19 protein-coding genes and 1 tRNA gene are annotated in these 24,538 nt (G+C 65.0%); 7 read left to right on the plus strand and 13 right to left on the minus strand.

The genetic code is table 11. The features are described from left to right. The first annotated feature begins 8 nt into the window (after positions 1-8). Complete coding sequence (locus RT123_RS08080; protein WP_313008665.1) at positions 9-773, plus strand: A24 family peptidase; 765 nt, start codon at positions 9-11, stop codon at positions 771-773. Here the strand turns inward: RT123_RS08080 and RT123_RS08085 are convergent. Beyond that, on the minus strand, positions 770-1,396 hold the full coding sequence (locus RT123_RS08085; RefSeq protein ID WP_313008666.1) for a TetR/AcrR family transcriptional regulator: 627 nt from the start codon (positions 1,394-1,396) through the stop codon (positions 770-772). The genes RT123_RS08080 and RT123_RS08085 overlap by 4 nt on opposite strands. Positions 1,397-1,417: 21 nt before the next feature. Further along, positions 1,418-1,493 (minus strand) — tRNA-Thr (locus tag RT123_RS08090). Between the two features lie 210 nt (positions 1,494-1,703). Between RT123_RS08090 and uxaC the strand changes: the two genes are divergently transcribed. Genes uxaC through RT123_RS08105 form a run of 3 tightly spaced genes read left to right on the plus strand, consistent with a single transcriptional unit; the run spans position 1,704 to position 6,089 of the window. Continuing rightward, positions 1,704-3,119, plus strand: coding sequence for a glucuronate isomerase (gene uxaC, locus RT123_RS08095; protein ID WP_313008667.1), 1,416 nt, complete (start codon positions 1,704-1,706; stop codon positions 3,117-3,119). After that, positions 3,116-4,585, plus strand: a complete 1,470-nt coding sequence (locus RT123_RS08100; protein WP_313008668.1) for a mannitol dehydrogenase family protein — start codon at positions 3,116-3,118, stop codon at positions 4,583-4,585. The genes uxaC and RT123_RS08100 overlap by 4 nt, the downstream gene beginning before the upstream one ends. A gap of 4 nt (positions 4,586-4,589) precedes the next feature. Further along, the gene (locus RT123_RS08105) at positions 4,590-6,089 is read left to right on the plus strand and encodes an altronate dehydratase family protein (protein ID WP_313008669.1); all 1,500 of its coding nucleotides are present in this window, start codon (positions 4,590-4,592) and stop codon (positions 6,087-6,089) included. 117 nt (positions 6,090-6,206) lie between these two features. On the opposite strand, the gene RT123_RS08110 is transcribed toward RT123_RS08105, so the two are convergent. The 8 genes from RT123_RS08110 to rhmD all read right to left on the minus strand — a co-directional run bounded on the left by RT123_RS08110 (position 6,207) and on the right by rhmD (position 17,993). Further along, on the minus strand, positions 6,207-8,963 hold the full coding sequence (locus tag RT123_RS08110) for a TonB-dependent receptor (protein WP_313008670.1): 2,757 nt from the start codon (positions 8,961-8,963) through the stop codon (positions 6,207-6,209). Positions 8,964-9,170: 207 nt separating this feature from the next. Then, positions 9,171-10,622, minus strand: coding sequence for an oligogalacturonate lyase family protein (locus RT123_RS08115; RefSeq protein WP_313008671.1), 1,452 nt, complete (start codon positions 10,620-10,622; stop codon positions 9,171-9,173). Between the two features lie 26 nt (positions 10,623-10,648). Further along, positions 10,649-12,931, minus strand: a complete 2,283-nt coding sequence (locus tag RT123_RS08120; RefSeq protein WP_313008672.1) for a hypothetical protein — start codon at positions 12,929-12,931, stop codon at positions 10,649-10,651. Continuing rightward, positions 12,931-14,196 carry an MFS transporter gene (locus RT123_RS08125; protein WP_313008673.1) on the minus strand — a complete coding sequence of 422 codons (1,266 nt, stop codon included), beginning with the start codon at positions 14,194-14,196 and terminating at the stop codon, positions 12,931-12,933. The genes RT123_RS08120 and RT123_RS08125 overlap by 1 nt, the downstream gene beginning before the upstream one ends. A 60-nt stretch (positions 14,197-14,256) precedes the next feature. Next, positions 14,257-15,159 carry an amidohydrolase family protein gene (locus RT123_RS08130; RefSeq protein WP_313008674.1) on the minus strand — a complete coding sequence of 301 codons (903 nt, stop codon included), beginning with the start codon at positions 15,157-15,159 and terminating at the stop codon, positions 14,257-14,259. 9 nt (positions 15,160-15,168) lie between these two features. After that, on the minus strand, positions 15,169-15,921 hold the full coding sequence (locus RT123_RS08135; protein ID WP_313008675.1) for an SDR family NAD(P)-dependent oxidoreductase: 753 nt from the start codon (positions 15,919-15,921) through the stop codon (positions 15,169-15,171). Beyond that, the gene (locus RT123_RS08140; protein WP_313008676.1) at positions 15,918-16,766 is read right to left on the minus strand and encodes a fumarylacetoacetate hydrolase family protein; all 849 of its coding nucleotides are present in this window, start codon (positions 16,764-16,766) and stop codon (positions 15,918-15,920) included. The genes RT123_RS08135 and RT123_RS08140 overlap by 4 nt, the downstream gene beginning before the upstream one ends. 30 nt (positions 16,767-16,796) lie before the next feature. After that, entirely contained in the window at positions 16,797-17,993 is a 1,197-nt protein-coding gene (gene rhmD / locus RT123_RS08145) for an L-rhamnonate dehydratase (RefSeq protein ID WP_313008677.1), read from the minus strand. Between the two features lie 140 nt (positions 17,994-18,133). Between rhmD and RT123_RS08150 the strand changes: the two genes are divergently transcribed. Genes RT123_RS08150 through lldD form a run of 3 tightly spaced genes read left to right on the plus strand, consistent with a single transcriptional unit; the run spans position 18,134 to position 20,870 of the window. Next, entirely contained in the window at positions 18,134-18,940 is an 807-nt protein-coding gene (locus RT123_RS08150) for an IclR family transcriptional regulator (protein ID WP_313008678.1), read from the plus strand. Between the two features lie 25 nt (positions 18,941-18,965). Further along, positions 18,966-19,727 (plus strand): SDR family NAD(P)-dependent oxidoreductase, encoded by a 762-nt coding sequence (locus RT123_RS08155; protein ID WP_313008679.1) that lies wholly within the window; start codon positions 18,966-18,968, stop codon positions 19,725-19,727. A gap of 9 nt (positions 19,728-19,736) precedes the next feature. Next, positions 19,737-20,870 carry an FMN-dependent L-lactate dehydrogenase LldD gene (gene lldD / locus RT123_RS08160; RefSeq protein ID WP_313008680.1) on the plus strand — a complete coding sequence of 378 codons (1,134 nt, stop codon included), beginning with the start codon at positions 19,737-19,739 and terminating at the stop codon, positions 20,868-20,870. Between the two features lie 59 nt (positions 20,871-20,929). Here lldD and RT123_RS08165 read toward each other — a convergent pair whose 3' ends face one another. The 3 genes from RT123_RS08165 to kduD form a co-directional block, all read right to left on the minus strand. Beyond that, complete coding sequence (locus RT123_RS08165) at positions 20,930-22,573, minus strand: pectate lyase (protein WP_313008681.1); 1,644 nt, start codon at positions 22,571-22,573, stop codon at positions 20,930-20,932. A 159-nt stretch (positions 22,574-22,732) separates the two neighbouring features. After that, positions 22,733-23,776, minus strand: a complete 1,044-nt coding sequence (locus RT123_RS08170) for a sugar kinase (RefSeq protein ID WP_313008682.1) — start codon at positions 23,774-23,776, stop codon at positions 22,733-22,735. Positions 23,777-23,797: 21 nt separating this feature from the next. Continuing rightward, on the minus strand, positions 23,798-24,538 hold a 741-nt coding region (kduD, locus tag RT123_RS08175; RefSeq protein ID WP_313008683.1), incomplete at its 5' end, for a 2-dehydro-3-deoxy-D-gluconate 5-dehydrogenase KduD.

Here is a 24,538-nt window from a genome sequence, read left to right on the forward strand (position 1 = left end):
ACGTCTTGATGAATCCTGTACTCGCCGCCGCCATCATGGGCGGGCTGGGCCTGATCGTCGGCAGTTTTATCGCCGCCGTCAGCGTTCGCCTGCCGCGCGACGAGGACATCGTCGTCGCCCGCTCGCGATGCCGGGGCTGCGATCAGACGTTACGCCCCTGGGAGCTTGTGCCGGTCTTCAGCTGGCTTGCCTTGCGCGGTCGGTGTGCGCGATGCCACACCCGGATTTCGCCGCGTTATCCCCTGATCGAGTTAGCTTCGGCCGGCGTCGGCGTCTGGGCCGGGGTGTGGGGCGCGACAGGCGGCGCCTCGACGTTCATGATCGCCGTCACGGCCGTTCTGGGTTGGCAGCTGTTGCTGATCGCCATCGTCGACGGTGAACACTTCTGGCTGCCGGATAGTCTGACGCTGCCCTTGATCTCGACAGGCGTCACGGTCGCGCTGATTCTGGATTGGGGGCTCGGCTTTTCCCATCTGATTGGCGCGGCCGTCGGGTTTTGTGGTCTGTGGCTGGTCGGCTGGCTGTATCAGCTCGTCCGCAAGCGCCAGGGACTGGGGGGAGGCGACCCCTTCCTGTTCGCCGGGGCAGGGGCCTGGGTCGGCTGGATGGGCCTGCCCAGCGTGCTGCTGTGGGCCTGCGGGGTCGGGCTCAGCCTGGTCTTCGGCATTCTGGTGGTCCGGCGCAGCGTCAGCGGATCGGAGAAACTGCCTTTCGGCGTTTTCCTGGCCGTCGGGATCTGGATGACCTGGCTGTATGGGCCGTTGGGCCTCTAACGTCCGGTCGTCAGCTTGACGATGATGATGGCCGCCGTATCCAGAATGGCCTCTGGCGTATCGGCCCGTCGCAACAGATCGAAACTGGCCGCCGTCGATTCCGCGATGGAGGCGATCTGATAGGAGGCCAGCCTCGGATTGTAATCCTTGGGATGCAGACCGCTGGCGTGAGCCTGGGCCACACGGCGTTCGATGGACAGGTGAAGCCGGCGCAAGCGGCGCACCCGGCTTTCGACGAAGGCCGCGTCGCCATTGTCAGCCAGCATGTGTTCGACACGCAGCACCTGACCGTGGCTGCGCCAGATGGCCATCACGTCCAGAATGAAGGCGCGCGCGATGACGAAGGCCTTGTCGCCCGGCCAGTCGGCCTGGAAATGCGCGGCCAATCCCTGGAAATCCGTCGCGGCGACCTCGCACAGCGCCAGAACAGGCTCTTCGACCGTCTTGAAATAGGTGTAGAAGTTGGACGGCGACACGCCGGCGGCCGAGGCCACATCGGCGACGCGGATTTCCCCGTAATGCCGCTCATTCAACAGGCGTTGGGTCGCGTCGAGGATCGCCTGGCGGGTTCTACCGCCTCGCGCACCGATCTTGTGGCCCAGCTTGTTGGTTGTGTCGGCCATGTCCCCGATGGTCGAAAAGCGTGGTGCCGGCTGCAGGAATCGAACCCGCGACATCCAGTTTACAAAACTGGCGCTCTACCAACTGAGCTAAGCCGGCCCGCACGGGCGGTGAGCGGCCCTTATGTCCAGCCTCGCGCCCGGACGCAAGGCGTCAGCGCAGCCTTGCCTAAAATCCGACGTCCGACGCCGAAAACAAGCTGAGGTTCGATGATGGTAACCGGTGTCTTTTCGCGGGCCATGTTGTAGGTTTGTTGGATCAAGATCGAGAGGCGAACCGAGCCTCCGCCACGAGGCAATGAGAAACGCTATGGTTCATCCGCTCAAACTGAACCCCGATCGCCTGTTTCCGGCGGACAGCGACACCCGGGCGATCGCGCGTCGTCTGTATGATGAGATCAAGGGGCTGCCGATCATCAGCCCGCATGGCCATACGGACCCGAGCTGGTTTGCGTTGAACGAACCTTTTGCCAATCCGGCCGAACTTCTGATCACGCCCGATCACTACGTTTTCCGCATGCTGCACTCGCAGGGCATGGCGATGGAGGATCTGGGGGTGCCCCGCGCGGACGGCGGGCCGGTCGAGAGCGATCCGCGAGAGATTTGGCGGCGCTTCGCCGAGAACTATCACCTGTTCCGGGGGACGCCTTCGCGGATGTGGCACGACTGGGTCTATGCTGAGGCCTTCGGCATCGACGTGCGCCTGTCGGCCGAGACGGCCGATCTTTATTATGACGTGATCGATGCGGCCCTGAAGACCGACGCCTTCAGGCCGCGCGCCCTGTTCGATCGCTACAATATCGAGGTCCTGACCACGACCGAGAGCCCGCTCGATACGCTGGAGCATCACAAGACCATCGCAGCCTCGGGCTGGAAGGGACGGGTGCTGACCGCCTATCGCCCGGATCCGGTTCTTGACCCGGACTATGAGGGTTTCCGCGACAATCTGAAAATCCTGGCCGATCAGACCGGCCGCGATACGCTGTCGTGGGACGGATACCTACAAGCCCTACGCGATCGCCGGGTCTTCTTCATCGAAATGGGCGCCACCTCGACCGATCACGGCCACCCGACGGCCTTCACCGCAGATCTGCCTAAGGCCGAAGCCGAGGCCCTGTTCCGGCGTGTGTCGACGGCGCCCGCCAGCGCCGCCGACGCTGAACTGTTCCGCGGCCAGATGCTGACCGAAATGGCCGCCATGTCGGTCGAGGATGGTCTGGTGATGCAGCTTCACCCCGGCAGCTTCCGTAACCACTCGGCCACCGTCTTCAACCGTTTCGGCCGCGACAAGGGCTGCGATATCCCGACCCAGACCGACTACGTGCGCGCGCTGAAGCCGCTGCTGGATCGGTTCGGCTCGGACAGCCGTCTGTCTCTGATCCTGTTCACCTTGGACGAAACCACTTACAGCCGCGAACTCGCGCCACTCGCCGGCCACTATCCGGCTCTGAAGCTGGGACCCAGTTGGTGGTTCCACGACAGTCCCGAAGGGATGCGTCGCTTCCGCGAGCAGGTCACCGAGACGGCTGGCTTCTACAATACCGTCGGCTTCAACGACGACACCCGCGCCTTCCTGTCCATTCCCGCCCGTCATGACGTGGCGCGGCGCATGGACTGCGGCTTCCTGGCTAAACTGGTCGTCGAGCATCGGATGGAGGAGGACGAGGCTCACGAACTGGCCCACGCTCTGACCTATGGCCTGGCCAAGGCGGCCTACAAGCTGTGAGTAGACTGAACCAAGCCGGCCTGACGGGGCTGCCCGCCGACATCGCCGTCCCCGGCTACGACCGCGCCCAGGTGAAGACGGGTGTCGTCCATCTGGGCATCGGCGCCTTCCACCGCGCCCACCAGGCGGTCGTGTTCGACGATGCGATCAGGTCGGGCGATCCGCGCTGGGGTGTGCTGGGCGCTTCGCTTCGGTCGCCCGGCGTACGCGATCAGCTGAATCCGCAGGACGGGCTGTACACCCTGGTCGTGCGTGACGGATCGGACGAGCATCTGCGGGTGATCGGCGCCTGCGCGGGCGTGATAGTCGGGCCGGAAGATCCCGCCGCCCTGGTCGCCGCCATGGCCGATGCCGACGTCCACATCGTCACCCTGACTGTGACCGAAAAGGGCTATCGCCTCGATCCGGCGACCGGCGACCTGCTGCTAGACGACCCGGAGGTGGCGGCGGACTTGGCCGACATCGGCTCGCCCCGCACGGCGCCGGGTTTCATCGTCGCCGCGCTTCAGGCCCGCAAGGCGGCGGAACTGAAGCCCTTCACCGTCATCAGTTGCGACAACCTTCCCCATAACGGCAAGCGCATCCGGGACGGGGTGCTGGCGATGGCGCGCCAGATCGACCCGGCGCTGGCGGACTGGATCGAGGCCGAGGGCGCCTTTCCCCAGACGATGATCGACCGGATCGTCCCGGCGACCATTCCCGACGACATCGCCCGCCTGACCGCCCGTTTGGGCGTCGAAGACCAGGGCATGGTCAAGGCCGAACCCTTCATCCAGTGGGTGATCGAGGATCGGTTCTCCGGCGAACGGCCGGACTTCGCGTCGCTCGGCGTGCAACTGACCGACGCGGTCGAACCGTGGGAGGACGCCAAGCTGCGCCTGCTGAACGGCGCCCACTCGGCTATCGCCTATCTGGGCGCCCTGTCGGGGCACGAGCATGTCCACGAGGCCGTCGCCGTCCCCGCCTTCCGCGCCTATGTCGAGGCCCTGTGGGACGAGGCCGAAACGACGCTAAATCCCCCGCCAGGTCTGGACATCCCCGCCTATCGTAAGGCGCTGATGGCCCGGTTCTCCAATGCGGCCCTGATGCACCGTACGCGCCAGATCGCCATGGACGGCTCGCAGAAACTGCCCCAGCGCCTGCTGGCCGGGGCCGCCGAACGTCTTGCGGCGGCGCAGGGTATCGATGCCATAGCCTTGGGCGTCGCCGCCTGGATGAAGTGGCAGTCGGGCGTAACCGAAACGGGTGAGCAGGTCGTCGTCGACGATCCTCTGGCGGCCAAGACCTCTGAACTGTTGGCCGGCGCCGACACTGATCAGTCGCGCGTTTCGGCCTTGCTGAGCCTGTCGGCCGTCTTCCCGCCCGCGCTGGCCGCTGACGACCGGTTCGCCGCAGCGGTCACGTCCGCCTATCTGTCGCTCAGCCAGAACGGCGCCGTCGAGGCCGCGCGTCTGGTCGCGGAGTAAATCTATGTCTCGCGTCCTGATCCTGAACCCTGCCGACGATGTCGCCATCGCCCTGGACGACATCGCCAGCGGCGATACACCCGATGGCCTGAACGCACCGGCGCGCGCCGACATCGCCACCGGCCACAAGATCGCCCGTCATGCGGTGGAAGAAAGCGATCTGGTCCGCCGCTACGGTCAGGTCATCGGACGCGCCAAGACCGTCATCGCTGCCGGCGATCACGTCCACGTTCATAATCTGGCCATGGCCGAGGACGGTCGTGAAGCCGAGGTCGGGGCCGACTTGCGTCCACCTCCGCCGCTGTCTGGCGCGACGTTCAACGGTATCGTTCGCCCCAACGGCCGCGTCGGGACACGCAACTATATCGGCGTCCTGACCAGCGTGAACTGTTCGGCCACCGTAGCGCGCCGCATCGCCGACGCCTTCCCGGATTCCATCCTGCCGAAGGGCGTCGACGGCGTGGTCGCCTTCACTCACCAAGGCGGTTGTGGCGGCTCGTCACTCAGCAGCGACGTGACCCTGCTGCAGCGGACTTTAGCGGGGTATGCCAAGCATCCGAACTTCCACTCCATTCTGATCGTGGGTCTGGGTTGCGAGGCCAATCAGATTCCCGCCTGGCTCGCCAACGAAGGCCTTCAATCCGGCTCGCGTCTGCGCCCCCTGACGATCCAGGAGGCTGGCGGCACGGCCCGGGCGATCGAGGCCGGGATCGAGATCGTTCGCGATCTGGTCGCAGAGGCGGCGCAAGTCCAGCGCCAGCCTGTTTCCGCATCTCACCTGACTGTCGGTCTGCAATGCGGGGGTTCGGACGGCTGGTCCGGCGTCACAGCCAATCCGGCCTTGGGCGCAGCTGTCGATCTGCTGGTCGCGCACGGGGGCTCGGCCATGCTGTCGGAAACGCCCGAAATCTGGGGTGCGGAACACCTGCTGCTGCGGCGCGCGGCGTCGCAGAACGTTGCGGACAAGCTGAACGCGCGTCTGGCGTGGTGGCGCGACTATGCGGATCGCCATCAGATGGAGCTGAACAACAATCCGTCGCCCGGCAATCTGAAGGGCGGTTTGACCACCATCCTGGAGAAATCGCTGGGTGCGGTGGCCAAGTCCGGTTCGACGCCTCTGAACGACGTGATCGGATACGCCGAACCGCTTCAGGCGCAGGGCCTCAGCTTCATGGACAGCCCCGGTTACGATCCGTGCTCGGCGACAGGCCAGATCGCCTCGGGCGCCAATCTGATCGTCTTCACCACCGGCCGGGGCTCGGTCTTCGGCGCCAAGCCCGCCCCCTCGATCAAGGTTGCCTCTAACGCCAAACTGGCGAACTGGATGGACGAAGACATGGACATCGACGCATCGCCCGTCCTGACCGGGACCAGCCTGGCCGAGATCGGCGAGGTCATCTTCCAGAAGATGCTCGATGTCGCGTCAGGCGAGCCGTCCAAATCTGAGGCCCTCGGCATCGGCGACAACGAGTTCTTGCCCTGGCAGGTGGGGGCGTATTTGTAGAGGCGGCGAGGGATCCGAAAACCTCAATCGCCACTTTTTCCTGGGTAAAAAAGAAGGCCCGGAGCTGTCCGCTCCGGGCCTTTAGTTTGTCACGCTGGAGGCGTCAGGGAGGGAAGCTCAATACTTCCAGCGCAATCCCACGGCGATCTCTCGGCCGGTATGACGGTAGTCGGACACGCGGTTGGTCACGTCGACGTAACGGTCGGTGTAGGCGTCCGTCAGATTGATGCCTTCGAGCGAGAAGGTCAGGTTCGGCGTGAACTCGTAGGACATGGAGGCATCGACATTGGTGGTGTCGTTGACGCCTTCTTCGGAGTTGCCGTTCGCGCCGGGGAAGGACAGCAGATACTGGCTGCGGTGTGCGACCGAGACGCGGGCCTGGAATGGGCCGTCCTCATAGTACAGGGTCGCGTTGGCGGTGTTCTTCGACTGGCCCGTCAGGCGGTTTTTGCCGGCCGTGCCATAGCTGACCTCGGAATCAACCCAGGTGACGTTCCCGGTAAAGCCGAAGTTGGACCAAAGACCGGACAGGAAGGTGAAGGGTTGCTGATACTGGATTTCGATCCCTTTCAGCGCGCCGCCTTCGCCGTTCAGGCGGCGCGTGACCTGGAAGATGTCAGTCGGGCTGGCAGCGCCCTGAAGCAATTCGTTGGGCAGGCCCAGCTGGTTGTAGGGGATGCCGACTGTTTCGGATGTGATGAAGCTGTCGATGTCTTTGTAGAAGACGGCGGCGGCCAAAAGGCCCTCATTCTGGAAATACCACTCGACCGAGAAATCGTAGTTGGTGGCGCGGAACGGGTCGAGAAGCGGATTTCCGTAGGAGACTGTGCGGGTGGTCGGTGAGACGCTGCCGCCCGGGGTCAGATCGCCGAGGGTCGGACGGGACATCACCTTGGCGGCGCCCAGGCGAATCACGACGTCGTCACGCGGCTCCAGCGCCAGGTTGAAGGACGGCAAGACGTCGTCATAGTCGTTGTCGGTTGTCACGTAGTCATAGGTCGTGACCGGCGGCGTCCCGACTGCGATGGTTTGCCAGCCTTTGGCCGTGACCTCGGTCTGGGCGTAGCGGATGCCGGCATTGCCGCGCAGGACCATACCTCCGACAGTCGTGTTGAAGTCGGCTTGGAGGAAGACGCCTTTATCCGTTTCGTCCACTTCACGCTCGCTGCGATTAGGGACCAGGGGATCGTCATAGAAGCTGAGGAAGTCAGCAATCTTTGAAATGTCGGGAACGATGAAGCTGAGATCAGAGCCTGCGCCGGCGCTTACTCCATCCCCGATGCTGACGACGCGTCCGATGCCGTCGACCCCGGTCAGTCGATCGGCGCCGGTCGGAGACGTTTTGGTCCGCGTCAGGCCAAAGGTCTCGAACCCATAGGTGCGATACTCGCCGCCCATCTTGAAGGTCAGAGCATCGGACCAGTCGTAGGCCAATGAGCCGGCGCCGACCTTGTTGTCAAAGTTGCCGCCGGCGTTGCTGCGCGTCGCATTGACCAGGGTGAAGCGTTGACCCGAAGTGACGTCAAAGCCGTAGTTGATGCGCGGCCGGCGATCGTCCTCACGGAAGTCGAAGGTGTAGCCGTTTACGCCCGCGGCCTCGAAGGCATAGGCGACATTGAGCGGCGTGCGGGCTTCGGATCGGTTGGCGCCGACCTTCAGATTGCCATGCAGCCGGTCGCTGAAATCGTGGCGGACGTTCAGAGAGGCCTGATAGAAGTTGCTTTCGTTGCGGGTGAAGCCGTTCTCGGCGCGCACCAGCATGTTGTCGAATACGCCGTAGGACAGGATGTTCTTGTCGGCGTCGATCGCATAATCGCGCACGACGACGCTGTTGACGTTGGCGCGACTGAACGACCAGGCTTCGATGTTCGGGCTTTCCAGTTCCGAATTAAACCGCGACCACAGGACGTCCAGCACCGCCTCGGTGCGGTCGCTCGGCCGCCATTGCAGCGCGCCCGTCATGCCCAGGCGGTCTTCCTGAGTATTGCCCAAGGTGTAGCGCGGGATGCGGGGATAGAAGGCGTTCAGGACGGCGTCACGTTGCGCCGTCGTGGTGCAGGGAATGCAGCCGCCGAAGTTCTGGCCGCGCCCATAGGGGTTGCCGGCGGCATTGACGTTTGACGGGTCGCCCTTTTGCCAACGCGTAGTGTTGAAGCTGCCCAGGATTGGCGACCGCTCGGAATAGGCGACTGACACCAGGGCGCCAAAGGTTCGGTCCTCGTTCGACCAGCTGAGCAGACCCGCGAGCCGCGGCACCGTCTTCTCAGACAGATCATTGTACGAGCCCTGCACAGACAGGGCGGAGTTCAGGCCGCTGCCGCTGAAGTCCAGGGGGCGACCCGTCTGCAGATCGACGGTGGCGCCCAGCGAGCCCTCTTCGATCTCGGCCGATTGCGTCTTGCGAACCTTGATGCTGTTGAACAGTTCGGACGCGAACATTGAGAAGTCGAAGCTGCGGTTGCGGTTGCCGCCAGACGCAGCTTGGGCTTCTAGGCCGTTGATGCGAGTGCGGGTGAAATCGGAACCCAAACCACGCACCGATATGGTGGTGCCTTGGCCGTTCACACGGTCGATGGTCACGCCGGGCAGGCGCTGGATCGCTTCGGCCAGGTTCTGATCGGGAAAGTCGGCCATGTCTTCAGCCAGGATGGCGTCCACCGCTCCGGCTTCGCGGCGCTTGATGTTCAGCGCCTGTTGCAGGCTGGACCGGAAGCCGGTGACGACGATTTCATCGACCACGGTTGCGTCCTGGGCGGCGTCTTGCGTGACGGGTTCTGAGGCAGGAACCGCCTGAGCCGCAGCCGCCGACGCACCCATCAGGGCCGCCAGGGATACGCCAACCACGCACAGAGTCCGGGTGTTGGTCCGTCGCATTCGTTCTCTCCCCATCCCGGCGTCCATCTGGCACCGGTGTCATTTTGTGGCATGCTGTCGCGTATATTCGGATTAGCGACGTGTCGCTTATTGCAACAGCTTCCCGCATTTTGCAACAAGGTGATATCAGGACCGAGAGATTCCGCCGAGAACGTCGATAAATCCTCGACATCTCAGGCGTTAGGGCTCGAGAAGCTGCCGATGGTTCTAAGCGCCACGATCGATTTCGACAGCATAGACGTGGTTGGCGCCGTGCATGTTCGACACGAAGACGATCCATTTTGCGTCCGGTGTGAAAGTCAGATTCGGCTCAAGCCTGTAGTCGTGGTTGGACAGATCCACGATCCGCTCGGAGCGCAGATATTCGACGAAGATCTGGTTGTCCTTGTCGCTTGACGGATCTTCATCAACGATCGGTTCCGGGCGCAGCAGGACGAGCCATTTACCGTCGGGCGCATGAGCGACCATGTCGCCGTCGCCGCCGTCGCCAGCGAATAGACTGCCGTCCGGCGAGACGTTGTAATGGACCGACCAGTCATTCTGCTCGACCCGACGATAGACCCGGCGGCCCGTCTCCAGATCGACCGAGGCAACCCAGAAGACCTGGCCGCGCGGGGTTTGCAGGTCATAGAGCACCTGTTTGCCGTCCGGGCTGAACCATTCGTGGCCGAAGATCTCGAAGTTCATCGTCCGCTGATGGGTCTTTCTCAGGCCCGTGCCATCTGCGCGGATAGCCCACATTCGATCCACGCGGTGCCAAGGCCCTTCATGGCAAAAGATGACCTGCTGGGGATCGGTGGGGGAGAACTGCGTGTGGCCGATCCATTCGTTGGTCTTGTGGATCACGCGTCGCTCGCCCGTGGTCAGGTCGATGACGAAGATTTCCATCGGATAGCGCGCGGCCCAGCGTTGAAGCATCCGCACGCCCTTGGCGCGGGCGAAGTTCAGCGGCTTTCCGTCCGGCCCATCAGCTTCGTACTCGGCCTGGTCGAAGCGGCGGTTGCGCGGGTCGGGCACGGTCGGCTGGAGCGGTTGGCTGTCATAGGCCACGAAGCCCAAGAGCAGCGTCTCATCGGCATTGACCGAATTGATCTGGCCGTTCGGAATGCGGCCGATCTCGCGACGCTGTTTGGTGTCAACGTCGATGACGAACAGGGTCTTGGCGCGGTCCATCAACTGAACTTCGCCAGGTGTGGTCACCGAATAATAGACGTTGCGCCCCTTGCGGCCCGTGAACATCAGGTCGGCGTCATGGTCGGGAACCAAGACTTTGACGGCCCAGGTCGCCAGATCGACGGTTGAGATGCCCTGAGGCGTCGAGATGACCATCAGGTCGGGCGCCCCGACCTTCTTGGGCAAGAACATGTTCTTGTAGAAATAAGGCTTTCCGCCCCCGCCATCGGGCGAGACGCGGCGGATGCGATGGCCGGTCTTCGGATCGACCCACTCGGTCGGCACCGGGCCGTCCCAGCGCGGCCGCTCGACCGGCGTCTCTTGAGTCGAGGGCGGGGCGGTGTTGGGCGCGGGCCAGACGGGGGTCTGTCCCGGCGCTGGCGGGACGGCCGGCGTGGTCCGCGCCTGAGCGGTCGTCGTGGTGAAGGCGCCGACGGTGGGGGCGCTGAGCAGAGCTTTCAGGGCGGTGCGTCTCGAGGTCGTCATTGGGGCGGTCCTCTCGGTTTTCTTGATTACGGCGCGGGGGTCAGGCCTTCGACACGGACGGTCCAGCCTTCCTTTGGGAAGCCGGGCGCGTGGCCGCTGGACCCGTCCCAACCCGCCGCCATCAGACCGACGGCCATAAGCAGGGATCCGTTGGACGGGAAATAAGTCTCGGCTGCGCGGCGATAGCCCGGACCATCCGGATTGACCGCCATCGTCACGCCGCCGGCACCGGCCGAGACGGGCACCAGTTCGTCGGCGTGTTCATCCAGGTGAACGCGAGGCGTCATGCCGGTGACGCCCCACTGATTATTCTTCATGTCGGCGAACAGCCAGTTCACCGCCTTCTCCGGTTCGCCAAGGCGAGCCGCCGTCATCGCCATCATCGGGAAGTCCCAGCCCCAGGTCTGGCGCACGTCCCAGTTCTGCTCCACAGCTTCAAACGTGCGGCGCATGGCGGCTGGATCGATCCGCGTGCCGGGAATGAAGCCATAGGCCATCAGGAAGGAGGGATGGTCGCGGTTCTTGCACTGAGCCGCCGCTGCGTGTCGGCGACAGGCGTCGGACATGGCCGTCTCCCAAAAGTCCGGCACGCTCTCGACAGGCAGATACAGGCCGTCCCTCATCGGCGGCGGCGCGATCTTGGCCAGGGCCTGATCCCAATCGGCGCGGCGGGCCTGACCCTTGCGTTCGCGCCACTTTTGGGCGGTTTCCAGCGCCCACCGGAAATACTCGACTTCGAAGGTCGGGTTCACCGTGGTCAAGGGATCGTAGTTCTCCTGGGCCGGGATCATCGGCGTGCCCAGGTTCAGCCGGCCGTCGTGTTCGATGGGCCAGGAGGCCAACAGGTCGGCGGTCGCTTCCACCACCTCGCCGTATCGGTCGAGCACGGCCGGATCCTTTTCCGCCCGCCAGACCAGCTCGGCCAGCAGGATCGGATGCGGCTGCTGCCACATGATGAAGGGCGAGACCAGGCTGGGGCTATTGCGACCCTCCGGCCCCACCATCTTGGGCCACCAAGCGCCCTTGACGTGGTGACGGGCGGCCTCAGCGCGGGCGTTGGCCAGATTGCCGACATACCAGGGCAGGCTGCGCTCCAGCATGTCTGCGTGCCCCCACATCGCTTGCCAGCCGGCGTGCCAGGGATGCATTTCCAGGTGGAACTTGCCGTACCAGCTGTTGGAGAACAGGCCTTCTTCCTGCGGCGGCAATTCGCCGGCGCCGTTCACGGCCGACAGGTATTGCGACAGGACGACGCGACGTTCCAATTCTGCCGCGCGCGGATCGGTGGAGCCCGTGAAATCGACGGCGCCGCCCTGGGTCCAGAAACCGTTCCAGTGGGCGGTCGTCGCCCGGACGCCGGCGGAATAGGCAGGCGTCTTTTCAACGGGCTCCCGTTGATCGAAACGGACCATGACGGTCAGCCGATCGCGACCTGACGAGGCGACGCGGAAGGCGTCGGGGCCGCTCTGTTCGATCTTGCCGGAAGCGGTGATGCCGGAAGAATAGGTTGTGTCGTCCAGGGTGCGGCGAATGTGGACGTCGCCGGTGTCGGACGCGACGATGTTCAGGCTCTGGGCGCCGTCGCTGTCGAACGTCGTCGGATCGGGATTGATGGCGGGGTTCACGCCCGGATAGCGAACCTGAACGCCCAGGCCCTGAGATGAAACGAGAGGCGATGCGATCTCGACCATGAGCATGTCCAACGTCGGGTGGACGCGGGTCACGACCTCGACCGGCTGGCCGTCGTAGGTGAAACGGCTGGTCAGGGCGCCCGACCATAGGTCCAGCGTCTGGCGGGTGTCAGCGACCTTGGCGAAATCAAGCGGCCGGCCGTCAGCGAAGGCGAGGCCGATACGGCTGAGCGAGAACCGATGCGGATTGGCTCGCAGCCAGGTGTAGGCGGGCTGGGTCTCGGCGACGGCCCAGGACTTCATCCAGGCATAGGGTTGCTCGCCCCGCCCCGGCACGGGCACGTCGATCAGGCCGTCCTGCTCGGTATAGCCGTTCGGGTTGGGAAAGCTGTGCCAGGCCCATTGGGCCATGGTCAGCAGGGGCGCCAATTCCGAATACTGCTCCGGGAAGGTCTGGAGCCCGGTGATGTCGGCGGTGAACCCCAAGTCGCCGTTGCCCAGCATGATCGGGGCGTGGCGGTCGATGGCGGTCAGGGTCACGATGTGGCGCGTGACCAGCGCGTGGCGGTCGATGGGAGACGCCGGCGCCAAGGCGGCGGTGGGCGCGACCGTTTGAGCGCAGGCGGCCGTGGGGCCGGCCAACAGCGTGAAGGCGAGGAGGGCGGTGCGGAGACGCATCACTTCGCCTCCGCCTTCAGCCCCAATCCCGCGCCCTTCCAGCCATACCAGGCGACGACGGCGAAGCAGGCGGCGGGCAGGAGGAAGGCGACATTGGCGCCGTAGAGATCGGCGATCCTGCCCATGGGCCAGGGCAGCAGAACGCCGCCGCCGATGGCCATGACCATGAGGGACGAGGCCTTCTTGGTGCCGGCGCCCAGGCCGGTCGTGCCCAGGGCGAAGATTGTGGCGAACATGGTGGACATGAAGAAGAAGACGGCCAGCAGGGCGATGGGCGACACCTTGTCGACGCCCGTCGCCACGACCAGGGTCAGGACGACATTGATTACGCCATAGGCCGTCAGCAGGACGCGCGGCCTGATCTTCAGCAGCAGGGCCGTGGCGAAGAACCGGCCCACCAGATATCCAATGGCCGCCAGGGACAGCATGAAGGCGCCTTGCTGCGACGTCAGCCCCTGCCAGTTGTGGGTCACCAGATTGATGAAATAGGCGCCGATGCCGACCTGGGCGCCGATGTAGAGCGCCTGGGTGATCACGCCGGCGATGAAGTGCGGCTGTCTGGACAGGGGCAGGGCAGGGGCGTCGCCCGCGACCGCGCCGCCATGGTCCGACAGGCCGGTCTCAGGCAGGCGGGCGCGCCAGACGGCGAGGGCGAACAGGACCACGCCCACGGCGATCAGGCCGTAGACGATCTGGATCGAGCGGGTCGCGCCGCCCAGGGCTTCTGTCGTCGTTGGGCTGAAGAAGACCGCGCCGCCGATCAGGGGGCCGAAGAAGACGCCCAGAGCGTTGAACGACTGGGCCAGGTTCAAGCGCTGTGACGCCTTGGCCGGATAGCCTAGGACGTTGACGTAGGTGTCCGCGCTGGTCTCGAGGATGCACAGACCGGCGGCAAGAACGAACATCGAGCCGACGAAGGGCAGGAAGGCGCCGGCGCCCGCCGCCGGGATGAACAAAAGGGCGCCGACGGCGGTGACCGCCAGGCCCGACACGATGCCGAACTTGTAGCCCCGCGCATGCAGCAGCATGCCTGCCGGAATCGACAGCAGCAGATAGGCTCCAAAATAGGCGATCTGCAGCCAGGCGCTGTCAGCCTGGCTGATGCTCAGCGTCTCCTGGAAATGCTTGTTCAGCACGTCCAGCAGGCCGTAGGCCAGGCCCCAGATCAGGAAGCAGGCGATGGCGAAGGCCAGCGGGCCCTTCAGCGACCCGGCGGGCTTGGCCAAGCCCCCGGGGGTGTGGGCGGCGTCGGTCTCGATGACCATGGGGATACTCTCCTGGTGTTCCTCGGGCCTCGCCGTCTTGATGCGGCTTCGGCGGATGGGTCAGATACGGTAGATCGCCTCGGCGTTGGCGGCGAACAGGCGGTCGCGTTCGTCGATCGAGAAGTCGGCCGTGATCGCGTTAAACGCGGAATAGAAGGCTTCGAAGGTTCCGTGGACGCTTTCGACGGGGAAGTCCGAGGCGAACATGGCGCGCTCGGTCCCGAAGGCCTCGATGCACTCCACAACGATGGGACGGATGCTGTCGGGCGTCCAGGCGCGATCGGTGATGCCGAGACCCGAGATCTTGATCGAGACCTGCGGCTGAGCGGCCAGCAAGCGCAGACCTGTGCGCCACCGCTCCATCCCCGCCGCGTCCCGATCGGTCGGCAGGCCGGCGTGGTTGACGATGATCGGAATGTCGGGGTGGCGGGCGGCGATGATGGCGGCGGTCGCCATCTGGGATGGATAGAGCTGGAGGTCGAACGACAGCCCATAGTGCGCCAGCTTGGCGAAGCCCTCGACCCATTGCGGATCACGCAGCAGGTCGCGGTCTGTGTAGGTCTTCAGCGGGTCCTCGTGCCAGCAGACGATCTGGCGCACGCCGCGCACGTTCGGGCGGGTGGCGTGGGCCTCTAGCAGGGCGTCCAGGTCAGGATCCAGCATATCGGCGCCGGCGACGATGGCGTGCGGATAACCGGTGTCATCAGCGATCGACTGAAGCCAGTCGGTCTCGGCCAGCTGCTGGCCCATCGACTGACCCGCCTCGACGTGAACGATCTTGTCCACGCGCCAGCCGGCCGTATCGGCCAGATAATCGTCCAGCAGATAGTTTGCGTTGGCGATGGGCGACATGTCTCCCGCCGGATTGTTCGGCAGGGGATCGTCCTGAAGCCAGCCATAGCGCGCACGCGACAGGTCCCACAGGTGGACGTGGCCGTCGACAATGCGAAGGTCCGAAGCCACGCGCGGGTCCTAGTATGTGGTTCTGCCGCCCGACGTGTCGAACGTCGAGGCGGTAGTGAAGCTGCATTCTTCGGAGGCCATGAAGCAGACCATGGCGGCGCTTTCCTCGACTTCGCCCAGGCGTCCCATTGGGATCTTGGAGCGCATGTAGTCGACCTGGCTCTGGGGCAGTTGCTCCAGGATGGGGCTTTCGAAGGTGGCGGGGGTCAGGCTGTTGGCGATGACGCCCCTGCCGGCCAGTTCCTTGCCCAGCGATTTGGTGAAGCCGATCACGCCGGCCTTTGAAGCGGAATAGGCTGAGGCATTGGGATTGCCTTCCTTGCCCGCGACCGAGGCCACATTGACGATCCGGCCGTAACCGTGGGCCAGCATGAAGGGCACGATGGCGCGCGAGCAGTAGAAGACGCCGTTCAGATTGATGTCGACGACCCGCTTCCAACTGTCGATCGGAAAATCCTGCACCGGGACGGTGGCGCCGGTGATGCCGGCCGAGGCGACCAGGATGTCGATGCGGCCGTCCAGCGCCTGGGCCGAGGCCTCGGCCGCAGCAGCGACGGCGTCGGGGTCAGCGACGTCCAGGGCGATCACATGGACGGCCCCGACCTCGGCAGCGGCGGCCGTCAGCGCCTCAGCGTTGAGGTCCCACAGCACGACCTTGCCACCCTCGGCGACGATGCGGGCGGCGGCGGCCTTGCCCAGGCCCGAGGCGCCGCCGGTGACGACGGCGGTGCGGCCCGCGAAACGGCCCTGGTAGGCGCTCATCGCGTCCACTCCACGAAGGTCTGGCGTTGTTCACCGAGCTTCTGGATGCCCAGACGGACCGTGTCGCCAGCCTTGAGATAGAGCGGCGGCTTCTTGCCCAGGCCCACGCCAGGCGGGGTGCCGGTGGTGATCAGGTCGCCAGGCTCCAGCGTCATGAACTCCGACAGATAGGACACGATCTCGGCGACGCCGAAGATCATGGTTTTGGTATTGCCGGTCTGCATGCGCTTGCCGTTCAGATCCAGCCACATGTCCAGGTTCTGGACGTCGCCGACCTCGTCGGTTGTCACCAGCCAGGGACCGACGGGGCCGAAGGTGTCACAGCCCTTGCCCTTGTCCCAGGTGCCGCCGCGCTCGGTCTGATAGGCGCGCTCGGACACGTCGTTGATCAGGACATAGCCGGCGACGTGATCCAGGGCCTCGGCCTTGGAGACGTAGGAGGCGGGCTTGCCGATGACGATGCCCAACTCGACCTCCCAGTCGGTCTTTTCCGAGCCGCGCGGGATGACCACGTCGTCGTTCGGCCCGTTCAGACAGGTGATGGCCTTGGTGAACAGAACCGGCTCGGCCGGGATCGGCAGGTTCGATTCCGCCGCGTGGTCGGCGAAGTTCAGGCCGATGGCCAGGAATTTGCGCACGCCATTGATCGGCACGCCATAGCGAGGCTGGCCCTCGACCAAAGGCAGGGTGGTCGGGTTGATGGCCTTCAGCGCCTCGAGCGCCGGGCCATGCAGTTGGTCCGGCGTGATGTCGGAGATAACGCCCGACAGATCGCGGATGCGCCCCTCGGCGTCCAGCATGCCCGGCTTTTCCTGGCCCTTGGGGCCGTAACGCAGCAGTTTCATAGTGGCGGAGAAGCTTTCGTCTTGGCGAAGTTAGGGGCGCGCGTACGGGCGATGCAGGGCGATGTCGCGGTTCAGCTCGACGCCGAAGCCGGGGGTATCGGAAACCTTCAGGCGGCCGTTCACGGGAACCGGCTCGCCGATCAACTGCGGATGGAACATCGGCACGACCTCGTCGGCGCCGGGGGCCATCATCAGGAACTCGGCGAACGGGCTGTTATGGCGCGTCACCACGAAGTGGTAGGAATAGACCGACGAGCCATGAGGGATCATCAGCACACCCTTGGCGTCAGCCAGGGCGGAGATCTTCTGCAGTTCGGTGACGCCGCCGCACCAGCCCACGTCCGGCTGGATGATGTCGCAGCATTCCATCTCCAAGAGCATGCGGAAGCCCCAGCGGGTGGCCTCATGCTCGCCGGTCGTGACCAGCATCCCCTTGGGAGCGTTCTTCTTCAGCGCCTGATAGCCCCAGTAGTCGTCGGGGCTGAGCGCCTCCTCGATCCACTTCAGACCGAGCTTGTGGGCCTCCTGAGACAGCCGCGTGGCGTAGTTTAGGTCCAGCGCCATCCAGCAGTCGAACATCAGCCAAAAATCGTCGCCGCAGGCGTTCCGCATCGCTTCGAGTTCAGCGATGTTTTTGTGCAGGCCCTCTTCGCCCTCGGCCGGGCCGTGGTGCAGGGGCATCTTGCCGCCGATGAAGCCCAGTTCCTTGGCTTTGTCGGGCCGCGCACCGGTGGCGTAGAAGGTCAGTTCGTCGCGCACCGCCCCACCCAGCATGGCGAAAACCGGCTCCTGACGCAGACGGCCCAAGAGATCCCACAGGGCCAGATCGACGCCGGAGATGGCGTTCACCACCAGGCCCTTGCGGCCATAATACTGGGTCGAGAAATACATCTGGTCCCAGATCTTCTCGACCTCGGACGGATCGCGGCTTTCGAGGAAGCGGGCCAGGTGTTTCTCGACGATATAGGCCGCCGGTTCGCCGCCGGTTGTGACCGCAAACCCGACCACGCCGTTCTCGGCCTCGATCTCGACGACCAGTGTGCCCAGCACATTGATGCCGAAGCTGCGGCGGCTCTGGCGGTACTCGGGGTATTTCGCCATGGGGGTGGCGATGTGGTCGTCGATCCAGTGGCCGTCGCCCTGATCGTGGTAATCGGCGCCGCCGCCCGTGCCGTCGTTTTTCACGACGAAGGCGCGGACGTGTTTGATGCGGGGCAGGCGGCTCATCGCGTCATCACCAAGGTTTGGTGATTTGCTCCCATAATACGGGATTTCACTGGCGTTCCTCCGTGCGCAGCGTCAAAGTCAGGTCCGTGTAACGGAGCGACTTGCGCGTTTTGCTACATTCTGAGAATGAGGATTACGAAATGGGACGAACGCCGTCAATCAAGACCGCACAGGTCGATGGGGATGAAGAGGTCGGCGCCAAGGCGTCCGGCAGCCAGACACTGCTGCGTGGTCTGGACGTCATCGACGCCCTGATCGAGGGCTCTCTGCCCTTGGCGGAGCTTTCCGAAAAGCTGGATCTGACCCGCAGTACCACACACCGTCTTGCCTCGGCCCTGGTCGAGCGGCGGCTGCTGTCGTTCCGCCCGCGCGAAGGCTATTCCCTGGGTCCCAAACTGCTGGAGCTGGGTCATGCGGCCAGTCAGCAGATGCATTTGCCACGCGTGGCCCGGCCCTGGCTGGAGCAGCTGTCGGCCCAGACTGACGACACCGTGCATCTGGGCGTGCTGGACGGCCGCCATGCGCTTTATCTGGACAAGGTGGCGGGGCGCAGGCGCATCAACATCGGCTCGCGCCTGGGCGAACGTCATCCGATCGCCTCGACCGGCCTGGGCAAGGCGCTGATCCTGGACAAGACCGAGCCGGACTGGATCGACTTCTACGCCGAGCCGGGGGCGACCTATGACTCGTCGGCCCGCGCCGTCTGGCTGGAGCGGATGCATGGCTATGCCCAGAAGGGCTACGCCTTCGACCTGGAAGAAAATGAGGACCAGATCCGTTGCGTCGCAGCCCCGATCCGTTCGGTGAACGGCCAGATCGTCGCCGCCCTCAGCGTGTCCTCGGCCGCGCAATATATGTCCGACGCCCGGATGACCGAACTGACCAAGACCGTGACCGAGGCCGCCGACGCCATCAGCGCCGACCTGGGCTGGTCGAACAAATCCTGAAACCGAACCACCGCCGGAGCCCCCCATGCTGCTTGAAAACAAGGTCGTCCTGATCACGGGCGCATCGCGGGGCATCGGGCGGGCGACGGCGATCGAGGCCGCGCGCCAAGGCGCTGATGTCGCCCTGAATACCTTCAGAGACGAGGTAGCCGCCGCCGAGTCGGTCGCCGAGATCGAGGCGCTGGGCCGCCGGGCCATCGCCGTCGATGGCGACGTGGCCCAACCCGAAAGCGCCGCAGCCTTCGTCGCCGCCGCCGTTCAGGCGCTGGGCCGGGTGGACGTCTTCGTCTCGAACGCCGGCATCTGTCCGTTTCACGCCTTCCTCGACATGCCGGTCGAGACTCTGCGCCGGACGATGGAGGTCAATCTGCATGGCGCCTATTACATGGTGCAGGCGGCGGCCAATCAGATGGTGAAGCAGGGGGAGGGTGGAGCCATCGTCGCCATCAGTTCGATCTCGGCCTTAGTCGGCGGCGAGATGCAGACCCACTACACGCCAACTAAGGCAGGGGTGCACAGCCTGATGCAGTCCTGCGCCGTCGCCCTGGGCCGTTACGGCATCCGCTGCAACTCGATCCTGCCCGGCACCATCGCCACCGACATCAACAAGGACGACCTCGCCGATCCGAAGAAGCGTGAATACATGGAGGGCCGCATCCCGCTGGGGCGTCTCGGCCGACCGGAGGACATCGCCTCGGTCGTCGCCTTCTTGGCCTCGGACATGGCGGGCTATATGTCAGGCGCGGCGCTGCTGGTCGACGGCGGCGCCTTCGTCAACTTCCAGTAGGGCGGGCGCGTGATCATCTCTTCGCCGGGCGATTACCGCGAGGCCGCGCGACGCAAGCTGCCGCCCTTCTTGTTCCACTACATCGACGGCGGCGCCTATGCCGAGCAGACCCTGCGCCGCAACGTCGAGGACTGGCAGGCCATCGCGCTTCGCCAGCGCGTGCTGCAGGACATGACCACCCTCAGCCTTGAGACCAAGCTGTTCGACGAGACCCTGCGCCTGCCGATCATCCTGGCGCCCGTCGGTCTGACCGGCATGTATGCGCGCAGGGGAGAGGTCCAGGCGGCCAAGGCGGCGGCCTCTCGCGGCGTGCCGTTCACGATGTCGACCGTGTCTGTCTGCCCGATCGAAGAAGTCGCGCCGGCCATCGACCGGCCCATGTGGTTCCAGCTCTATGTGCTGCGGGACCGGGGCTTCATGAGGAATGCGCTGAAACGGGCCAGGGCCGCGGGGGTGAAGACCTTGGTCTTCACCGTCGATATGCCGACGCCGGGCGCTCGCTATCGCGACGCCCATTCGGGCATGAGCGGGCCCAATGCCGAGATCCGCCGCATGGTCCAGGCGATGACCCATCCGGCCTGGGCCTGGGATGTCGGGGTGCGCGGCACGCCGCACGATCTGGGCAATGTGTCGGCCTATCTGGGAAAGCCGACGGGCCTGGCCGACTACATCAGTTGGCTGGCCAATAATTTCGATCCCTCGATTTCGTGGAAGGACCTGCAATGGATCCGCGACTTCTGGGACGGGCCGATGATCATCAAGGGCATCCTGGATCCGCAGGACGCCCGCGACGCCGTCAGCTTCGGCGCAGACGGCATCGTGGTGTCGAACCACGGTGGGCGGCAGCTGGACGGCGTGCTGTCCTCGGCCCGCGCCTTGTCCGCCATCGCCGACGCGGTGAAGGGCGAGCTGAAGATTTTGGTGGATTCCGGCATCCGCAACGGGCTGGACGTTGTCCGCGCCATCGCCTTTGGAGCCGACGCGGTCCTGCTGGGCCGGGCGTTCATCTACGCCCTGGCGGCGAACGGTCAGGCGGGGGTCGAAAACCTGCTGGACCTGTTCGAAAAGGAAATGCGCGTCGCCATGACCCTGACCGGCGCCAAGTCGGTCGCGGGCATGACCCGCGAGATGCTGGCGATCTGACGCGGATCAGTTCGTGATCCCCGCTACGAACGCGGGGATCACGCACATTTTCGCCAGTCCTAAGCCCCCAACGACTCGATCAGGTCGCCCATGTTGCGGATGAAGACCGAGGTGGAGACGCCCTCGACCGGGAAGTCGGTATTGTAAGGCGAGGTGTCCCACAGGTCGCCGACGCGGGTCATCTGGTATTCACCGCCGGTCACGGCGGTGGGCGAGGGGCCCTTATACGGGTTTGACGTCGTGGTCAGCGGCGTGGGCCAATAGCCGCGTGCATTCAGCCCGGCCATGACTTCGGCCGCGCGACCGGCGTGAGGCGCGGTCGGGCGACGAGCGTCGCTGGACATGTCCCACACGTCCACATCCTGAAGCGTGAAGTACTTGGGCAGGTTCAGCGAGCCGGGGCGAGCCTTCAGCGGCGAACCGCGCGTGGCCTCATCGACCGGCATGGCCGACAGACGCGCGTACTCCGCGCGCAGGGCCGAGGTATCCACATTGCGGAACGAGCCGTAGTGGACGATCAGATTGGTGGGGTTGTCGTCGGCGTAATACTGGCCGTTGGCGATGTTGGACCCGCGCCGGTGGATGTAGATAGGGGTGTTGGCGCCTTCCAGGATGAAGGTCGGGTGCGTGCGGCCCGGCGTGTTCAGCGGCGGCTTGGCCGCGACCTGATCCAGCCAATTCAGCGCTTCCGGCAGGCGCGCCAGATACTTGCGGTCGCCCGTCAGGCGATAAAAGCCCATCATCGACTTGATGTTGGTGCCGGTCGTGTGGGTGACGAAGGCTTGCGGCTCGATTGTCCGGGCGCCCGCCGGTTTCAGCGTGTCGGGGAAGTGTTGCAGACCCCAGGCCGGTTGCGGCTGCGGCTGCTGGGTCTTTACGAAGATGTCCATGCCGCGATTGATGGCGTCCAGAATCCTCGCATCGCCCCGACCGCTCCGCGCCAGGCCGTGATAGGCGTAGATCAGGAACTCCAGGTTCTCGCCGGCCACGTCGTCGTTGAAGGTGATGTAGGGCGTATAGTCCGCATGGCCGTGCAGGCCGCCGTTCTCGACGAACGGATAGCGCTGGGGCCAGCCACCGTTCTCGTACTGGCTTTCCAGCACGAAGCTGATCGCCTTGTTCAGCGGCGCCAGATATTTGCGATCCTTCTTCTCAAGGTAGATCCGCAGCAACAGTTGCGACGCCTCGGCTGTCCCCGCGTCGTCGAACGTCGCGTTGCCGTAGTAGTGATGGAATTCCTCCAACCGCCAGGCGTTGGCGGCGACCGTACCGTACCACTGCTTCAGGGACTCCTCGCCGGCGGTATCGATGACATAGTTCCAGCCGCCCAGCGGGTGCTGGCCCTTGACCAGGGCGTCTGCCGCCTTCTTGCCCGCTTCATAGTAAAATTCGTCACCGGTGGCATGATAGGCGTCCAGGAACAGATGGCCCACGGTCGCGGTGCCCGGCGGCTGGACCCAGATCATGGTCGGGTTGGCCTCAAGCTCGCCCCAACGCCGCGAGAAGTCGGGCAGGTATTGCCAGACATAGCCGCCTTCGACGGCGGCCTCTTCGCTCATGAATCGGGCGGCGCGCTTCATGGTGTCCAGAATGGCGGCGCGCTCTGGCAACGCCTGGGCCAGGACGGGCCCTGAAGCGGCGACGAAGGTGGCGGCGGCGCCGGCGGCCAGTAAGGCGCGGCGGTTCATGGACATGACGGACATGGAAACTCCTGGTGTGACCTCTCTCGCACGGTTTCGTCTGACCGTTTCGAACCATCACTGAAGCATGATTGACACCGGTTTCCTAGCCCCATGGCGGGATTGAAAAAGGCCGCATGGACTTCTCCATGCGGCCTCCACCCAATCTCAATGTTCTCAGCCTCAGCGGCGGATATCGAACCCGCCGTCGCCCATGGCTGCGCGCACGTCGTCGGCGGTGAAAAGGTTGAAGTCGCCGGGCACGGAATGTTTCAAGCCGGCGGCGGCGAGGCCGAAGTCGAGGGTCACTTGATCCGACCAGCCGTTCCACAGGCCAAACAGCACGCCGGAGGCGAAGGCGTCGCCGCCGCCGACCCGGTCCACGACGCCGGCCATATGAATGGCCTCGGCTTTGGTTTCGATCAATTCGCCGCCATTGCGCGTCAGCATGACAGCCGACAAGGCCTGGTCGGCGACGCTATCCTGAACGCGCAGGGTGCAGGCGATGCGTTGCAGGCGAGGGAAGGCGGCGAAGGCGGCCTTGGCGGCTTCACGACGCCGCACAGCCGGATCGGGGCTGTCGAACGTCGTCTTCAGCACCAGGGCGAAGTCGCGGTCGTCGGCGAAGGCGACCGTGGCGCCTGCCAACATTTTGCCCAGCGTGGCTGGGGGATCGCCATCCCATTGTTCCCACAACTTGCCACGGAAGTTGCCGTCGTAGCTGACCTTGACGCCTTTGCGGACGGCGGCCTCGATGATGGCGACGGCGGCGGCCGAGCCGTTCGGGCCCGTCGCCGGCGTCACGCCCGAGGCGTGCAACCATTCGACGCCGTCCAGCATTTGGTCCCAGTCGAAGGCCGTATCGACATGTTCGACGAAGGCCGATCCGGCGCGGTCGTAGAGGACTTCCGACGGACGACGCACAGCGCCGGGCGTCAGGAAATACAGACCCATACGGCCGGGTTTGAAGACGACCTGAGAGGTGTCAACTCCGTGCTTGCGCACCTCGTCACGCACGCCGCGGCCCAGCGCATTGTCGGCCAGGACCGTCGCCATGCCGGTCGGCGCGCCGAAGCGGGCCAGCGACACGGCGACATTGGCCTCGGCGCCGGCGGGACGCACGGTCAGGGCAGGCGACTGCATCAGCAGTTCGTTGGCGTTGGGCGAAAACCGCAGCAGCATCTCGCCGAAGCAGAGGATGCGCCGGGAAGATGCAGCCTGGGTCATGATCGCAACGCTAGCTCCGGATCAGCGCGCCTGCCAGCCGCCGTCGACCGGCAGGATGGCGCCCTGGACGTAGTCGGAGGCCCGGCTGGCCAGGAAGACGGCCGCGCCGCCCAGGTCCGACGGCTCGCCCCAGCGCCCGGCCGGGATGCGGCCCAGGATTTCGGCCGAACGGACCGGGTCTTCGCGCAGGGCCTGGGTGTTGGCCGTGGCGAAATAGCCGGGGGCGATGGCGTTGGCGGTGATGCGGTGCGGGGCCCATTCGTTGGCCATCAGCTTGGTCAGGCCGGCGACGCCCGATTTGGACGCCGTGTAGGACGGCACGCGGATGCCGCCTTGGAAGGACAGCATGGAGGCGATGTTGATGATCTTGCCGCCGTCGCCCTGTTTGATGAACAGACGCGCGACCGCCTGGCTCATGAAGAAGACGGTCTTCAGATTGATGTTCATCACCAGGTCCCAGTCGGCCTCGGTGAAGTCCACGGCGTCGGCGCGACGGATCAGGCCGGCGTTGTTCACCAGGATATCGATCCGGCCCATGGCGGCCAGAGCTTCCTGAACCACGCGCTCGACCGGCTCGATCGAGGTCAGGTCAGCGCTGATGGCGTGGGCGCGACGGCCCATCGCCTGGACCTTGGCGACCGTGTCGTCGGACTCCGACAAGGCGACCGAGACGATGTCGGCGCCAGCCTCCGCCAAAGCCAGGGCGATGCCTTGACCCAGGCCCACATTGCCGCCGGTGACCAGGGCGACCTTGCCGGTCAG

Source organism: Brevundimonas vesicularis (assembly GCF_032067225.1).
Classification (GTDB): domain Bacteria; phylum Pseudomonadota; class Alphaproteobacteria; order Caulobacterales; family Caulobacteraceae; genus Brevundimonas; species Brevundimonas vesicularis_F.

What these genes read in the sequence shown, in the direction of transcription:
- RT123_RS08080 (WP_313008665.1), top strand. Translation starts at nt 9, where the DNA reads ATGAATCCTGTACTCGCCGCCGCCATCATGGGCGGGCTGGGCCTGATC.
- RT123_RS08085 (WP_313008666.1), bottom strand. Translation starts at nt 1,396, where the DNA reads ATGGCCGACACAACCAACAAGCTGGGCCACAAGATCGGTGCGCGAGGC.
- uxaC (WP_313008667.1), top strand. Translation starts at nt 1,704, where the DNA reads ATGGTTCATCCGCTCAAACTGAACCCCGATCGCCTGTTTCCGGCGGAC.
- RT123_RS08105 (WP_313008669.1), top strand. Translation starts at nt 4,590, where the DNA reads ATGTCTCGCGTCCTGATCCTGAACCCTGCCGACGATGTCGCCATCGCC.
- RT123_RS08110 (WP_313008670.1), bottom strand. Translation starts at nt 8,963, where the DNA reads ATGCGACGGACCAACACCCGGACTCTGTGCGTGGTTGGCGTATCCCTG.
- RT123_RS08115 (WP_313008671.1), bottom strand. Translation starts at nt 10,622, where the DNA reads ATGACGACCTCGAGACGCACCGCCCTGAAAGCTCTGCTCAGCGCCCCC.
- RT123_RS08120 (WP_313008672.1), bottom strand. Translation starts at nt 12,931, where the DNA reads ATGCGTCTCCGCACCGCCCTCCTCGCCTTCACGCTGTTGGCCGGCCCC.
- RT123_RS08125 (WP_313008673.1), bottom strand. Translation starts at nt 14,196, where the DNA reads ATGGTCATCGAGACCGACGCCGCCCACACCCCCGGGGGCTTGGCCAAG.
- RT123_RS08135 (WP_313008675.1), bottom strand. Translation starts at nt 15,921, where the DNA reads ATGAGCGCCTACCAGGGCCGTTTCGCGGGCCGCACCGCCGTCGTCACC.
- RT123_RS08140 (WP_313008676.1), bottom strand. Translation starts at nt 16,766, where the DNA reads ATGAAACTGCTGCGTTACGGCCCCAAGGGCCAGGAAAAGCCGGGCATG.
- rhmD (WP_313008677.1), bottom strand. Translation starts at nt 17,993, where the DNA reads ATGAGCCGCCTGCCCCGCATCAAACACGTCCGCGCCTTCGTCGTGAAA.
- RT123_RS08150 (WP_313008678.1), top strand. Translation starts at nt 18,134, where the DNA reads ATGGGACGAACGCCGTCAATCAAGACCGCACAGGTCGATGGGGATGAA.
- RT123_RS08155 (WP_313008679.1), top strand. Translation starts at nt 18,966, where the DNA reads ATGCTGCTTGAAAACAAGGTCGTCCTGATCACGGGCGCATCGCGGGGC.
- RT123_RS08165 (WP_313008681.1), bottom strand. Translation starts at nt 22,573, where the DNA reads ATGTCCGTCATGTCCATGAACCGCCGCGCCTTACTGGCCGCCGGCGCC.
- RT123_RS08170 (WP_313008682.1), bottom strand. Translation starts at nt 23,776, where the DNA reads ATGACCCAGGCTGCATCTTCCCGGCGCATCCTCTGCTTCGGCGAGATG.